The organism is Pseudomonas parafulva (genome assembly GCF_002021815.1).
Lineage (GTDB): Bacteria > Pseudomonadota > Gammaproteobacteria > Pseudomonadales > Pseudomonadaceae > Aquipseudomonas > Aquipseudomonas parafulva_B.
Genome location: NZ_CP019952.1, coordinates 818,819 through 833,945, shown reverse-complemented (window position 1 = coordinate 833,945; position 15,127 = coordinate 818,819). Strand labels below are relative to the sequence as shown.

Sequence of the window (15,127 nt, the reverse complement as noted above, 5' to 3'; positions counted from 1 at the left end):
GTAACGATTGATCCAGGTCAACGATATGAGTCAAGCATAGCCCCGAACAGCCCGGTGCGAGGTGTGGTTGTTTGCCGCGTGACCGGTTGCCCCACCCCCTGTTCAGCGGCACGGAAACTGTGTCGAACACGGTAAACAGCAACTATTTGTTACATACAGATGATAGGCTGCGGAGCTTCCTTGCATCGAGGTCACAGGTGTCCGATGTCCGAGACTGAACCGCTGCTGTTGCGTCATCATCGCCCTTTTCTGGCGTTCTGGCTGGCACGGGTCTTCACCGCCAGCGGATTCCAGATGTTGACCGTGGCGATTGGCTGGCACCTGTATCAGCTGACCGGCAACGTGCTGGACCTGGGGCTTGTGGGGCTGGTGGAATTTGCACCCCGTGTGCTGTTCATGCTGCATACAGGCCATGTGGCCGACCGCTATGACCGGCGCAAGGTCGCCGCTCTGTGCCAAGGCCTGCAAGGGCTGATCGCACTGGCCCTGGCGCTGGGCAGCGCCACGGACCAGGTCAGCCGCGAGTTGATTTTCGTGCTGGCGTTTCTGCTCGGCGCCACCCGTTCGTTCGAGATGCCGGCGACCCAGGCGCTGTTGCCCAACGTCGTGCCCGCGGGCCTGTTTCCACGAGCGGTCGCCGCTTCGGCCTCTGCGACTCAGTCGGCCACCATCGTGGCCCCCGCCGTGGGCGGGTTCCTGTATGCCTTCGGCAGCGGCTGGGTCTACGGCCCGACTGTGGTGCTTTATGCCATAGCCTGTGGGCTGACCCTGAGCCTGCACGTGCGAGGACAGGTCGTTCAACGCGGCCGTGCCACCGTCGAGTCGCTGCTGGCCGGCATTCGTTTCATTCGCAGCCGACCGGATATCCTGGGCGCCATCTCGCTGGACTTGTTCGCCGTGCTACTGGGCGGGGCCACGGCGCTGCTGCCGGTATTTGCCAAGGACATCCTGCTGACAGGCCCGCTGGGCCTTGGGCTGCTGCGTTCGGCGCCCGCGGTGGGCGCGTTGCTCATGTCGGTGTGGTTGGCGCGCTTTCCCTTCGAGCGCAAGGTGGGCCGAACCATGTTCACGGCAGTTGGCGTCTTTGGCGTGGCCACTGTTGCGTTCGGCCTCTCGACGTCCTTCTGGTTTTCCCTGGCGGTCCTGGTGGTGCTGGGCGCTGCCGACATGATCAGCATGGTCATTCGAGGCGCCTTCGTGCAGTTGCATACCCCGGATGAAATGCGCGGGCGCGTCAGCGCCGTCAACGGGCTATTCATCGGTGCCTCCAATCAGCTCGGCGAATTCGAATCGGGGGTCACCGCGCACTGGTTTGGTACGGTCCCGGCCGTCGTCATGGGTGGGGTGGGGACCCTGGTGGTGACGGGGGTGTGGATAAAACTGTTCCCCACCTTGGCCAACCGAGACCGTTTGCACGAAGGCTGAAAAGCCACCCCAGCGGCCCTGCACGCCATGCGCACCGGGCGGGGCCGGTCTATTCCCAGACGGCCATAGGCCCCTGCACGGCATGCTGGTATGATGCGCGGCTTTTTTCTGCCCCATAGAAATCACGGCAGCCGGTACGGTCTGTGCTTTGCTGATGGGGTCGACATATTCATGGCGCCGGGGGCGCCTCGGGGAGCGGGCATGCTGGAAAGGCTGTTTCAACTAAAAGCACACAACACCAATGTGCGCACCGAGATACTGGCGGGCGTCACCACCTTCCTGGCCATGGCCTACATTCTCTTCGTCAACCCGAGCATCCTCGGCGAGACGGGCATGGACAAGGGTGCGCTGTTCGTCGCGACCTGCCTGGCGGCGGCCATTGGCTCGACCACCATGGGCCTGATCGCCAACTACCCGATCGCCTTGGCGCCGGGCATGGGCCTGAACGCATTCTTCACCTACACCGTGGTGCTGCACATGGGGCACACCTGGCAGGTGGCCCTGGGCGCGGTATTCCTGTCGGCGGTGATGTTCTTCCTGCTGTCGATCTTCCGGATCCGGGAATGGATCGTGAACAGCATTCCCCTGCCCCTGCGCTCGGCCATTGCGGCGGGTATCGGGTTGTTCCTGGCGTTGATCGCGCTGCATAACGCGGGCATCGTCGTGGATAACCCTGCGACTTTGGTTGGCCTGGGTGACCTGCGCCAGCCGGCACCGATCCTGGCCACCCTGGGCTTCTTCCTGATCGTAGGCCTGGAAGCGCTGAAGGTGCGCGGCGCCGTGTTGATCGGCATTCTGGCCGTGACTGTGGCCGCCATTGCCATGGGCGTGACGCCATTCGGGGGCATCGTGTCCATGCCGCCTTCGCTGGCGCCGACCTTCCTGCAACTGGACATTGCCGGGGCGCTGGATGTGGGCCTGGTGAGCGTCATCTTCGCTTTCCTGTTCGTCGACCTGTTCGATAACTCCGGCACCCTGATTGGCGTAGCCAAGCGCGCCGGGCTGATGGGCAAGGACGGCCACATGCCGAAGATGGGCCGCGCCCTGATTGCCGACAGCACCGCGGCCATGGCCGGCTCGCTGCTGGGCACCTCGACCACCACCAGCTACATCGAGTCTGCGGCTGGCGTAAGCGCCGGGGGCCGTACGGGCCTAACGGCCATCGTGGTCGCCGTGCTGTTCCTGCTGGCCCTGTTCTTCGCGCCGCTGGCCGGCAGCGTACCGGCATTCGCCACTGCGCCAGCGTTGCTGTTCGTTGCCGTGCTGATGGCCTCGGGCCTGGCGGAAATCAACTGGGACGATGTCACCGAAGCCGCCCCGGTGGTGGTTACCGCGCTGGCCATGCCGCTGACCTATTCGATTGCCAACGGCATTGCCTTCGGCTTCATCGCCTGGACCGCCGTGAAGCTTATTTCCGGGCGTCGCCATGACCTGAACGCGGCCCTGGTGATTCTTTCCATCCTGTTCGTCATCAAATTGGGTTGGTTCAACGCATGAGTGCTGCATTCGACCCTAGCGCCTACGACGCGCAACTGCAGGATAAGGCCGCCCGCTTGCGTGCGCTGCTGGCCCCCTTTGGTGCGCCAGAGCCTGCCGTGTTCGACTCGCCGCGCGCGCACTATCGTCTGCGTGCGGAGTTCCGCCTGTGGCGCGAGGACGGCCAGCGCCACTATGCGATGTTCGCCCCTGGCGAGAAGCACAAGGCTATCCTGATCGACGATTTTCCGATTGCCAGCGAGCGCATCAACGACCTGATGCCGCGCCTGAAGGCGGCCTGGCAGGCCAGCGAGGCATTGAGCAATCGCCTGTTCCAGGTGGAATTCCTCACCACCCTGGCCGGTGATGCGATGGTCACCCTGTGCTACCACCGCCCGCTGGACGAAGCGTGGGAAGTGGCTGCGCGGCAACTGGCTGAAGACCTGGGAGTGAGCCTTGTCGGCCGCTCCAAGGGCAAGCGCCTGGTCATCGGCCGTGACTATGCGGTTGAAAAGCTCGACGTGGCCGGCCGTGTGTTCAGCTATCGCCAGCCTGAAGGTGCATTCACCCAGCCTAACGGCGCCGTGAACCAAAAGATGCTGAGCTGGGCCTTCGAGGCCATTGGCGAGCGCGATGACGACCTGCTCGAGCTGTACTGCGGCAACGGCAACTTCACCTTGCCGCTGGCCACCCGGGTGCGCCAGGTGCTGGCCACGGAGATCAGCAAGACCTCGGTCAATGCTGCACTGAGCAACCTGGCCGAAAACGCTGTGGATAACGTGCGGCTGGTGCGCTTGTCGGCTGAAGAACTGACCCAGGCGCTGAACGAGGTGCGCCCGTTCCGCCGCCTGGAAGGCATCGATCTGAAAAGCTACGCATTCGGCACGGTCTTCGTCGATCCGCCGCGCGCCGGCATGGACCCGGACACCTGCGAGCTGACCCGGCGCTTCGAGCGGATCCTGTACATTTCGTGCAACCCGGAAACACTCGCGGCGAACATTGCCCAGCTCCACGATACCCACCGGATCGAGCGTTGCGCGTTGTTCGATCAGTTCCCCTACACCCACCACATGGAAAGCGGTGTGCTGCTGGTGCGGCGCTGAGCCTGGACCCTGTGCAGGTCGGGGCCGATGAAATTGAATTCAGCCGCCCCGGCAATCTCCAATGCGCTAGACAGCTGCCGGTGCTCTGACACCTGAGGCTGTGTTGAACTAATATTTGTCTTCTTGTTTCACGCTCTGGAGAGCACTCATGGAATGGCGAAAAGGCCGGCGTAGCGACAATGTGGTCGATGCACGGGGCGCAGGTGGCGGTGGCATGCGCTTTGGCGGTGGCAAAGGATTGGGGCTTGGCGCCATCTTGCTGATTGTCGGGATCGGCTGGCTGACGGGCCAGGATCCCTTGCAGATCCTCGGTCAACTGACTGGCCAGATGCAGCAGCAAGCGCCTGCCGTGACCGATGGCAAGGCGCCACCGGCCAATGACCAGCAGGCAGAATTCGTCGCCTCCGTATTGGGCGACACCGAAGACACCTGGCAAGCCCTGTTCGCCCAGTCCGGCAAACAGTACAGGGACCCCAAGCTGGTGCTGTTCAGTGGTCAGGTGAATTCTGCCTGCGGCTTTGCCACCGCGGCGGTCGGGCCGTTCTACTGCCCGGCGGATCAGCAGGTGTACCTGGACATGTCGTTCTTCCGGGAAATGGAAACACGCTTCTCGGCTGCCGGCGACTTCGCCCAGGCGTACGTGATCGCCCATGAAATCGGCCACCACGTGCAGACCCTGCTTGGCGTCTCGGCCAAGGTGGATGCGGCAAGACGCAGCGGCCAGCGCATGGAAGGCAGCAATGGCCTGCTGGTGCGCCAGGAACTGCAAGCTGACTGTTTTGCTGGCGTGTGGGCCTACCAGGCACAAAAACGCCTGAACTGGTTGGAACCTGGCGATGTGGAGGAAGCGCTCAATGCCGCCAATGCCATCGGTGACGACCGGCTGCAGCAACAAGGTCAAGGGCGCGTGGTGCCCGACTCGTTCACCCACGGCACCTCGGCGCAACGCGTACGCTGGTTCAAGGCCGGGTTCGCTCAAGGCGACGTCGACAGCTGCGACACCTTCAGCGCGCGTAATCTCTGAACATGTTCAGCGTTGCACCTGATTGATTCGACTATTACAGCACCTGTGGTCGCTGAAACGCGCCGTATCGCCCTTACGGCTGAAAAAGCGTTTCAGCTTCCTCGCCAACGGCCGATAACTCCAGCACGATTGAGCGGGCATCCAGAATAACAACGCCTTGCGATCGGAGATCAAGAGAGCGAAAACAACTTCTGGAGTGCGTGCATGAACAGCTGGTTTGCCAATATCAGCGTCAACCTCAAACTCGGCCTGGGCTTCGGCCTGGTGCTGATCCTGACCGGCCTGCTGGCCCTGGTGGGCTGGACGAGCCTGGGCGGTCTCATCGACCGCAGCAACTGGATGAGCGACATCGGCCAGTTGAACAAGGACCTTACCGACCTGCGTATCGCCCGCCTGCAATACATGATCGCCAACGGCGATGACGCCGCTGCTGCCAACACCTTGGCCAAGCTCGACACCTTCAGCAAGCAGCAGGCTTACCTGGAGCACACGTTCAAGAGCCCTGAAAACGTCAAGTTGCTGGGCGAACTGGGCGACATCATCAGCGCCTACAAGGTATCGCTGTCCAAGATGCGCCAGGGCTATGACGCCAGCCGTGCCGCCCGCGCCGCCATGACCCGCGCCGGTAACCAGGCTGACCAAGCCATGGAGGCATTGAGCCAGGAAGTCATGGCTCGCCCAGAGGCCGACAGCGTGCGCCTTGCGCAGTACCAGCTGATCAGCAAGGCCCGCCAGCAACTGATGCAGGTGCGTATCGATGTACGCGGCTACATCGCCGACAACACGGCGGACAATGAACAAGCGGCTCTGCGCCAGCTCGATGCGGCGCTTGCGGTGGTCGATAGTCTCAAGCGTGAGCTGTCCGGCCCAAGCGAGCGGGTGCAACAGCTCGAGCGCGCAGTCACCGACTACCGTGAAGCTACGCGTCAATTCCGCGATGCCGTGGCCACCATTACCAGTGCGCGCGCCGAGATGACGGTTCAGGGCGCGGACATCGTCAAGCACAGCGATGCGCTGTACAAGATCCAGCTGGAGCGTCGCGACGTCGAAAGCAGCCAGGCGCGCACCTTGCAGACCATCGCCACCCTGCTGGCATTGCTGGTGGGCATCGTGGCAGCCGTCCTGATCACCCGGCAGATCACCCGGCCGTTGCAGGACACCCTGGCCGCGGTTGAGAAAATCGCCAGCGGTGACCTGACCCAGCAGTTGCATGTCACCCGCCGCGACGAGCTGGGGGTGCTGCAGCAAGGCATTGCCCGCATGGGCACGACCCTGCGCGAGCTGATCGGCGGCATTCGCGATGGCGTGACCCAGATCGCCAGCGCTGCCGAGGAGCTGTCAGCCGTGACCGAACAGACCAGTGCCGGTGCCAACAGCCAGAAAGTCGAAACCGACCAAGTGGCTACGGCGATGCACGAGATGGCCGCCACGGTTCAGGAAGTGGCGCGCAATGCCGAACAGGCTTCGCAGGCGGCCACAGGTGCCGATGGCGAAGCGCGGGCCGGGGATCGGGTGGTGGGCGAGGCAATCTGCCAGATCGAGCGCCTGGCGCAGGACATGCACCGCTCCACCGAGGCCATGACCGCGTTGCAGCAGGAAAGCCAGAAAATCGGCAGCGTCATGGACGTGATCAAGTCGGTGGCCGAGCAGACCAACCTGCTGGCCCTCAACGCGGCCATCGAGGCGGCGCGTGCGGGTGAAGCCGGGCGCGGTTTTGCCGTGGTGGCAGACGAAGTGCGCGGGCTGGCTCAGCGTACGCAGAAGTCGACCGAGGAAATCGAAGAGCTGATCGCCAGCCTGCAGAATGGCACCCAGCAGGTGGCCAATGCCATGCAGGGCAGCCGCGCCTTGACCGACAGCAGCGTCGAACTGGCGCGCAAGGCGGGTGAGTCGCTGGAGAACATCACAGGCACCGTGTCGAGCATCCAGTCGATGAACCAGCAGATTGCCGCTGCGGCCGAGCAGCAGAGCGCGGTGGCTGAAGAGATCAGCCGCAGCATCCTGAATGTGCGCGATGTGTCGGAGCAGACGGCCTCGGCCAGCGACGAGACGGCGGCGTCGAGCGTTGAGCTGGCGCGGCTTGGGGGTGAGTTGCAAATGCTGGTCAGCCGGTTCCGGGTTTGACCTGAAGCAAAGGGTTGGACGGGGGGCCGTAGCAGAGGCGCCGCAGCAGTTTGTGCAGCCTGTCGTGGAGCTGGTTACCTGAGGCCGCTTTGCGGCCCATCGCGGCCGGTCCGGCGCCCCGGCAAGGCCGCTCCCACGGGTTTGTGAGCTGCGCCCCAAATGTTGGACATCCGTCCACTTTTGGGGTTTTTATGCGCAGGTATTCAAAGCAGTTCAAGCTGTCAGCCATTCAGGCCTTTCTTGATCGCGGGTATGGCTTTCGCCATGTTGCCGCACAGTTCCAAATGGATCCGACGCTCCTTCGTCGCTGGGTCGCGGCCTACCGTACGCACGGTCAGGCCAGTCTGGAGAAAACAGGCCGCCATTACAGCGCCGAGTTCAAGCTCGCTGTTCTTCATCATAAATGGCGCGAAGACCTTTCGTTGCGTGCCACGTCAGCGCTTTACAACCTCGGCAATTCCACACTGGTTCGCAGTTGGGAGGAACAGTATTACAGTGGCGGACATCAACCCCGACCGCCCCGTAAGAAGCCAGTGATTACCGCGATGCCTAAAGCACCCAGCAAGTCTGAAGACGTTTCATCCACGCCTACTGAGCAACTCACTCGTGAGCAGTTGCTGACAAGGCTAGCCCAGCTCGAAGCGGAGAACGCCTATCTAAAAAAGCTCGAGGAGCTAGACGAGGAGAAGGCGAAGAAGAAGATAGCCAGGAAAAAACCCGGCTAGTCGCGGCGCTACGTAAGCTTTACCCGCTTGCCTGGCTGCTCAAAGCAGCTCATTTGTCGCGCAGCACTTATTATTACCAGCTCGGCGTGCTCGAGGCTGGGGATCGGTGTGCCTCGCTCAAAACGTTGATACAAGACATCAGCCACCGGCACCGCGGCCGCTACGGGTATCGGCGAGTCACCTCTACGCTGCGTAGCGAAGGGCAATCGGTTAACAGTAAGAAGGTACGCCGTCTGATGGCCGAACTGGACCTGAAATGTACAGTGCGCCCCAAGAGGTACAAATCTTATCGGGGGCTAATGGGCGAAGCCGCCCCCAACATCCTTAAGCGCGACTTCCGCGCAGACCAGCCAAATCAAAAGTGGGTAACGGATGTTACCGAGTTCAAAGTGGCAGGTGAGAAGCTATACCTTTCTCCGATCATGGATCTTTATAACGGCGAGATCGTTGCCTATCGTACCGACTCCCGACCCCGATTTACCTTGGTAGGCGAAATGTTGGAGACAGCAATCAATAGGCTACCAGCTAACAGCCGGCCGCTCTTGCACTCAGATCAAGGCTGGCATTATCGATACCCTGACTACTGCAAGCGGTTGAAAGAAGCAGGGCTTGAACAGAGCATGTCACGCAAGGGCAACTGCCTGGACAACGCGGCGATGGAAAGCTTTTTTGGGACGCTCAAATCGGAGTACTTCCACCGTGAGCGCTTCGCAAGCGTGGCTGAGCTTAAGGCGGGGTTGGATGAATACATCCATTATTACAACCATGATCGAATCAAAATGAAGCTCAACGGCCTGAGCCCTGTGGCTTACAGGACTCAGGCTGAGATAGGCTAACCAACTGTCCAACATTTGGGGCGCAGCTCATTGCGTATCCAGAGGCTACCCGAATCCTGTGGGAGCGGCCTTGTGCCGCGATAGGCCGCACAGCGGCCTCAGCTTTTGTTGCGGTCCCCAGCCATTGGCTGAATGCCAGCACTCCGGCGCGCCATCAGCCTTTTCACTTCACTACCATCCCTACCCCACGACCACGTGGGTCGGACGCGGTCTCAAGCGTCTGTCCATTGACCCGAATGGCCTGGATGTCGCCCATCTCCCAGCCTTGGTCCTCCAACACATAACCCATCTTGTTCAGATCAGCGGCCACCTGCCCGGTCAGCGGCGCATAGCTGTCGAAATAGATCGTGTCCTTGGGCAGCAACTGGTGGTGCACCCGCTGCGCAGCCACTGCCTTGTCCAGCGGCATGCCGTAGTCGTACAGGTTGTTCATCACCTGGAAAATCGAGGTGAAAATACGCGACCCACCCGGCGTGCCGATCACCAGCTCCACCTTGCCGTCACGGGTCATGAGGCTGGGGCTCATTGAAGACAGCATGCGCTTGCCCGGCTCGATGGCATTGGCATCGCCACCGATTACGCCGAACGCATTGGCAGCACCTGGCTTGGCGCTGAAGTCGTCCATCTCGTCATTGAGCAGGAACCCGGCCCCCTTGACCACCACGCCACTGCCGTAATCGAGGTTGAGCGTGTAGGTGTTGCTGACTGCATTGCCGGCCTTGTCGACGATGGAGAAATGCGTGGTCTGGTGCGGCTCCAGCCCTGGCTTGACCTTATCGGTGGCGGAAATGGCCTTGGGATTGACCTGCGCTGCGCGCTTAGCCAGGTAATCCTTGGCCACCAACTGGTCCACGGGCACTTTTGTAAAAGCCGGGTCGCCAAGGTAGTCGGCCCGATCGGCGAAGACGCGCTTTTCAATCTCGGCCAACAGGTGGATGTACTGCGCAGAGTTGTGCGCCACACCCTTGAAATCGGCGGCACGGTCCTCCTTGATGCCCAACAGCTGGGCCAGGGCAACCCCACCGGAACTGGGCGGAGGCGCGGTGTACACCACATTGCCGCGCCAGCTGACGGCCATTGGCTCGCGCCACACGGCCTTGTAGTCCTTCAGGTCCTGCTTGGTGATCAGCCCCTTATCGGCCTGCATCTGCGCCACCAGCAGGTCGGCGGTCTTACCCTGGTAGAACTCGCTCACGCCCTTGTCGGCGATGCGCTCGAGGGTCTGGGCCATCTCGGGTTGTTTGAACAGCTCACCGACCTTCATGCTGCCGAAGTAGTCGTTGAAGTTGGTGGCGGTCTTGAACATGCCCTGGGCATCGTTGCGGTACTGATACTGCTTGTCCGCGACCTTGAAGCCGTTTTTGGCGTAGCCGATGGCCGGTGTCAGCAGCTCGCTCCATGGCAGCTTGCCGAACTTGCGATGGGCCTCCCACAAGCCCATCACCGTGCCTGGTACGCCCGCAGCACGGGCCCCCACCAGGCTCAGGTTCTCGATCACTTCGCCCTTGTCATCCAGGTACATGTTGCGCGTGGCCGCCTTGGGCGCCACTTCACGGTAGTCGAGGAAATAGGGCTTGCCGTCCACGAACAACGTCATGAAACCACCACCGCCAATGTTGCCGGCCTCGGGGTAAGTGACTGCCAGCGTGAATGCGGTGGCTACCGCGGCATCGACCGCGTTGCCGCCTTTTTTCAGGATATCGGCGGCTACCTGGGCGCCGTACTGATCAGGCGCGGCGACAGCCCCGCCCTCCAGGGCAACGGCGTACACCGATGAGCTGCCCAACAGCGCGGCTGCCAGAGCCAGGTACTGGAAAGGGACGCTACGCATGACACATTCCTTGGGTGTTGTTCTTGTGGGACCGTCAGTAAGACCCAAGCGTCAGGCCTGTGCAATCTCATCGTCGAGAACGCGCCGCCCCTAGGCAGCAGATGTCGCGTTCAGGCAACTGAACAGGCGTAGATCGCCAACTTGCGCTGGATGAAATCCAGGAAGCATTGAATGCGCAGGGCCAGTTGGGTATTGCGGTAGTACACCGCATGGATGGGCTGACGGTGGCCGTTATTGGCCTGGGGCAGCACGACCTGAAGACGGCCGCTGCGAATGTCTTCGTGGGTCATGAAGTGCGACAGGCTGACGATGCCCTCCCCGGCCAGCGCCAGCTGGCGCAGCGTCTCGCCGCTGGACGCGACCAGCGTGGGCCGAATGGTCCAGTGCTCGCCCTGAGCATGGCGCAGAGGCCATTGGTTCAGCGTCTCGGGTTGGCTGAAGCCAAGCAGGCAGTGATCGGCCAGATCCTCGACCCGCTGCGGTGTGCCGTGACGCCTCAGATAAACCGGGCTGGCGAGTACCTGCACCGGGCTGCAACCCAGGTTGCGCGCGTGCAGGCTGGAATCGGCCAGCTCGCCAATGCGGATGGCCACGTCGGTACTGTGCTCAAGCAAGTCGATGATCAGGTCATCGGTGTTGAGCGCCAACTCGATGCCGGGGTACTGCTGCCGGAACTCGCCTATCCAGGGCACGATGGCGTGAAGCATGAATGGCGTGGCCGCGTTGACCCGCAGGCGACCGGTGGGCGTCTGCCGGTTCATCGCCAGGCGCTCTTCCAGCTCGTCCATCTGTCGCAGCACCTGCCTTGCCTGTTCGAGAAAGAACCGTCCTTCCTCGGTCAGGTCCATGCGCCGGGTGGTCCGGTTGACCAGCGTGGTGCCCAGCTTGGCCTCCAGGCGCGCCAGGGTTCGGCTGACTGCCGAGGGCGTCTGGCCCATCTGCGCGGCCGCTGCAGAGATAGACCCACCGTCGATGACGGCGACGAACACCTGGAGTTCTTCGGATCGGGTTTTCACATCAAGGCCTGTGGATAGAGTCGCCAGGGTCTAGATAGCCGCTTGCGCGAGGGAAGTCCAGCGATGCCCGCAAGCCAGAGGGCTACTGAGCTTTGCCGAACACGCGGTCCAAGTGCGCTTGATAGGCCGCTAACGCGGCCGGGACATCCGGTCGCTTCATGACGTCGGTGGCCAGGAAGGTCGGCAAGCCGCTCATGCCCAGGAACTGCTGCGCCTTGTGGAAAGGGAAGTACACCGCATCCACACCTTTGCCCTCGAAGAAGTCGTCAGCCTCGTCGAACGCTTGCTGCGGAGCATTCCACGTGAGCGACAGCATGTACTGCTTGCCTTGAATGAGCCCGCCACTGCCGTATTTTTGCGTGTGATCCGAGCGAGTACGACCATCACTGGCATACAAGCTGCCATGCCCGGCAGTGAAGACCTCATCGAGGTACTTCTTGACGGTCCAGGGCGCGCCCATCCACCAGCCTGGCATCTGGTAGATCACCACGTCAGCCCAGAGGAATTTCTCCACCTCCTCCTGCACGTCATAGCCCCCGTCGATGAAGGTCTGGCGCACGTCGAAACCTGCACGGTCAAGGTGCGCCAGTGCGGCCTCGTGCAGGGTGGTATTGAGCTGCCCGGCGGAATGGGCAAACTGTTTGCCGCCGTTGAGTAGCAGGATATTTTTCATAGGGGCCTCCCGGACCTGGACACTGATTGCAGGCAAGCAGGTTAAAGTCAGGCCCGGTTGGGAAACAGCCAATCAACGGCAAAATACATTTGCCTCAAGATCACGAATCGACAGGGATTATTGCTTTAATCTCTAGCACTCCCGAAGCAGGAGAACGTCATGAACGAGCAGTACGCCTTCATTCTCAAAGCCAAGACACGCCCGGAAATGGCAGAAGCCTTCGAGCGACTGTTCCGGCCCTATGTCGAGCCCAGCCGCCGCGAACCTGGCTGTATCGAATACCACATGCTGCGCGATCAGCAGGACCCGAGCTTGTTCGTGTTCTTCGAAGTCTGGGCGAACAAGGCGGCACTGGATGTGCACTCGGCCCTGCCGCACATGGCCGCTTTTTTCGACCGGCGCATGGATTACCTGGAGCGCGACTTCGAAATCCAACGGGTCGACATGCTCAGCGGCTCATCCGCTAACCGTTGATCAGCAAATGCACGCCCAGCAGCATCAGGCCCACGAAGAAACAGCGGCGAAACACCTGTGCGCTGACGCGTCGACGCAGCCACTGGCCCGCCTGCATGCCAAGCAGGGCGGGCACCACCACCAGTAAAGAGGCACCCAGCGCCGGACCGCCGAGTACGCCCTGCCCGGCAAGGCCGAAGGCCAGCGCCAGGGTGGACACCGTAAATGCCAGCCCAAGGGCCTGAATCATCTCATCACGGTTAAGACCAAGGCTTTGCAGGTAAGGCACTGCCGGCATCACGAACACGCCCGTGGCCGCACTGATCACCCCGGTAGCCAGGCCGCAGACAGGACCTAGCCACCCTTCCCGTTTCCGCGCAACGCGCAAGGCCGGCCCAGCCAGCCCGTAAACGGCATAGAGCATCAGTGCGCCCCCCAGTGCATGCGCGGCCCAGGGGCCACTGCTGATGCCCAGCCACATACTGCCCAGCAAGGTGCCGATGAAAATCATGGCCAGCATCGGGCCCAGCCTGCGCAGCAACGCCTGCAAATGCCCCCCTGCCGCCAGTTGCCAGAGGTTGGTCACCGTGGAGGGGACGATCAGCAACGCAGCAGCCTGCGCAGGTGGCATAGCCAGGCCCAGCAGCCCCATGGCAACGGTTGGCAGGCCGAGCCCGATCACGCCTTTGACGGCACCTGCCAGAAGAAAGGAGGCAAATACCAGCGCAGTCAACAATGGGCCAAGGTCTTGGTAAAACGCTGTGAAGGTCATCATGTGCCCATCATGGTCAATGCATGACGTGCTGAACATCTGTCATATTCGTGGTCAGCCTATTGCCCAGACAGAGCCTCATGCATTTTGACCTCGTTGACCTGACGCTTTTCCGGCACACCGTCGAGTGCGGCAATATCACCGCCGGCGCTGGGCGCAGCCACCTTTCGCTGCCGGCAGCCAGCGCCCGGATTCGTGCCATGGAAGCGTCCCTGGGCGTTGCACTCTTGCTGCGCAATCGCCGGGGTGTCTGCCCCACGCCTGCGGGGCAGGCCTTGCTGCAACATGCCCGGCTCATCGCGCAACAGGTCGAGCGCTTGCAATTCGACCTGGGTCAGTACGCGCAAGGGCATCAGGGCCAGGTGCGCTTGCTGTGTAACACCGCGGCCCTGACCCAATACCTGCCCGAACTGCTGGCGGCCTATCTGGCCGAGAACCCTGGGATGAGCGTGGATGTGCAGGAGCACCCGAGCTTGCGCATCGTGCAGGCCATCACCCAGGGCATGGCCGACCTGGGTATCATCTCCAGCGCAGCCCCTAGCGAGCATCTACAGACACGACCCTTTCGTGACGACCCGTTGGTACTGGTGACGCCGAATGATCACCCGCTCGCCAACCTTCCCACGCCGCGCTTCGTCGACAGCCTGGCCCATGGTCATGTCGGTCTCGGGCCGGCCAGTGCCCTGGCCCTTTACCTGGAAGAGCAGGCGCTGCGTGCAGGCCAGCGCATGCGCGTCAGGGTCCGCGCCGAGGGCTTGGAGGGTGTGTTGCGCATGGTCGCAGGCGGTGCCGGCGTCGGCGTCGTACCCCTGGCGGCGGTGCAGCGCTGGCAAGGGGTGTTGCCGCTGCGGGCCATGGCACTGCAGGAACCCTGGGCTAACCGGAGGTTGCTGTTGTGCGCGCGGGACTTCGCGGCCCTGCCAGGCTATGCAGCGGCATTGGTGGGGGTATTCACCGAGCGGACCTGAAACTTCTTGCAGCGCAGTCATGGTACCTGCGGCTTTACCGGCCACCAGGACTGCACCAGAATGCGCGACAACGCCCCACCAAAAAGGACTTGCCAGTGGCATCGATCTACCAGCTCAAACCCCGTTTCCAGGCCCTGCTGCGGCCTCTGGTGCAGCGCCTGTATGACCGGGGCATCACGGCCAACCAAGTCACGCTCGCCGCTGCCGTAATCTCCGTTGCGCTAGGGTTGTTGCTAGCGGCCCTGCCTCACCTCCACGGTTTGTTCATCCTGGTGCCAATATGGATGCTGCTGCGCATGGCACTCAATGCCATCGACGGCATGCTGGCGCGCGAATTTGGCCAGCAATCCACCCTTGGCGCCTATCTGAACGAGCTGTGCGACGTGATCGCCGATGCCGCCTTGTACCTGCCGTTCGCGCTCTTGGTGGGCGTGTGGCCGGCGCTGGTGGTGCTGGTGGTGCTGCTGGCGACGGTCAGCGAATACGCGGGCGTAATGGGCCCCTTGGCAGGTGCATCGCGCCGTTACGACGGGCCCATGGGCAAGAGCGACCGCGCCTTCGCCTTCGGCGTACTGGGTACCGGTGTCGCCCTGGGTTTGCTTGACGGCACCTGGGTCAATGGATTGCTGCTTGTGATCCTGGCGCTCTGCCTCTATACCCTCTACAACCGGGTGCGTCACGGGCTGGCTGAAACCCGCTGA

13 protein-coding genes are annotated in these 15,127 nt (G+C 62.2%); 9 read left to right on the top strand and 4 right to left on the bottom strand.

Going from position 1 to position 15,127, the window contains the following annotated elements; all coding sequences use genetic code 11:
• Positions 1-204: 204 nt before the first annotated feature.
• The 6 genes from B2J77_RS03615 to B2J77_RS21265 all read left to right on the top strand — a co-directional run bounded on the left by B2J77_RS03615 (position 205) and on the right by B2J77_RS21265 (position 8,713).
• Entirely contained in the window at positions 205-1,425 is a 1,221-nt protein-coding gene (locus tag B2J77_RS03615; protein ID WP_078478005.1) for an MFS transporter, read from the top strand.
• Between the two features lie 201 nt (positions 1,426-1,626).
• Positions 1,627-2,922: an NCS2 family permease gene (locus B2J77_RS03610; protein WP_023534351.1), complete on the top strand. Its 1,296-nt coding sequence runs from the start codon at positions 1,627-1,629 to the stop codon at positions 2,920-2,922.
• Positions 2,919-4,004: a tRNA (uridine(54)-C5)-methyltransferase TrmA gene (gene trmA, locus B2J77_RS03605; protein WP_058604861.1), complete on the top strand. Its 1,086-nt coding sequence runs from the start codon at positions 2,919-2,921 to the stop codon at positions 4,002-4,004. Before B2J77_RS03610 ends, trmA begins: the two co-directional genes overlap by 4 nt.
• A 148-nt stretch (positions 4,005-4,152) precedes the next feature.
• Positions 4,153-5,028: a neutral zinc metallopeptidase gene (locus tag B2J77_RS03600; RefSeq protein ID WP_058604860.1), complete on the top strand. Its 876-nt coding sequence runs from the start codon at positions 4,153-4,155 to the stop codon at positions 5,026-5,028.
• Between the two features lie 204 nt (positions 5,029-5,232).
• A complete protein-coding gene (locus B2J77_RS03595; RefSeq protein WP_078478004.1) occupies positions 5,233-7,152 on the top strand; it encodes a HAMP domain-containing methyl-accepting chemotaxis protein in 1,920 nt (639 codons plus the stop codon).
• 191 nt (positions 7,153-7,343) lie between these two features.
• A protein-coding gene (locus tag B2J77_RS21265; RefSeq protein WP_416231881.1) for an IS3 family transposase occupies positions 7,344-8,713 on the top strand; the annotation gives its coding sequence in 2 pieces (ribosomal slippage) (positions 7,344-7,823 and positions 7,826-8,713; 1,368 coding nt in all).
• A gap of 163 nt (positions 8,714-8,876) precedes the next feature.
• On the opposite strand, the gene ggt is transcribed toward B2J77_RS21265, so the two are convergent.
• The 3 genes from ggt to B2J77_RS03570 form a co-directional block, all read right to left on the bottom strand.
• Positions 8,877-10,544, bottom strand: a complete 1,668-nt coding sequence (gene ggt / locus B2J77_RS03580) for a gamma-glutamyltransferase (protein WP_078478001.1) — start codon at positions 10,542-10,544, stop codon at positions 8,877-8,879.
• Between the two features lie 110 nt (positions 10,545-10,654).
• Positions 10,655-11,560, bottom strand: a complete 906-nt coding sequence (locus tag B2J77_RS03575; protein WP_078478000.1) for a LysR family transcriptional regulator — start codon at positions 11,558-11,560, stop codon at positions 10,655-10,657.
• Positions 11,561-11,642: 82 nt separating this feature from the next.
• Positions 11,643-12,233: an NAD(P)H-dependent oxidoreductase gene (locus B2J77_RS03570; protein ID WP_078477999.1), complete on the bottom strand. Its 591-nt coding sequence runs from the start codon at positions 12,231-12,233 to the stop codon at positions 11,643-11,645.
• Positions 12,234-12,392: 159 nt separating this feature from the next.
• On the opposite strand from B2J77_RS03570, the gene B2J77_RS03565 reads away from it, so the two are divergent.
• The gene (locus B2J77_RS03565; protein ID WP_078477998.1) at positions 12,393-12,707 is read left to right on the top strand and encodes a putative quinol monooxygenase; all 315 of its coding nucleotides are present in this window, start codon (positions 12,393-12,395) and stop codon (positions 12,705-12,707) included.
• Here B2J77_RS03565 and B2J77_RS03560 read toward each other — a convergent pair.
• Positions 12,697-13,461 carry a sulfite exporter TauE/SafE family protein gene (locus B2J77_RS03560; protein ID WP_078479387.1) on the bottom strand — a complete coding sequence of 255 codons (765 nt, stop codon included), beginning with the start codon at positions 13,459-13,461 and terminating at the stop codon, positions 12,697-12,699. The two genes, B2J77_RS03565 and B2J77_RS03560, sit on opposite strands and share 11 nt — an antisense overlap.
• Before the next feature lie 77 nt (positions 13,462-13,538).
• Here B2J77_RS03560 and B2J77_RS03555 point away from each other — a divergent pair, with 77 nt between their 5' ends.
• Together B2J77_RS03555 and B2J77_RS03550 are read left to right on the top strand one after the other, a co-directional pair.
• Positions 13,539-14,426, top strand: a complete 888-nt coding sequence (locus B2J77_RS03555; protein ID WP_058604853.1) for a LysR substrate-binding domain-containing protein — start codon at positions 13,539-13,541, stop codon at positions 14,424-14,426.
• 95 nt (positions 14,427-14,521) lie between these two features.
• On the top strand, positions 14,522-15,127 hold the full coding sequence (locus B2J77_RS03550) for a CDP-alcohol phosphatidyltransferase family protein (protein WP_058639888.1): 606 nt from the start codon (positions 14,522-14,524) through the stop codon (positions 15,125-15,127).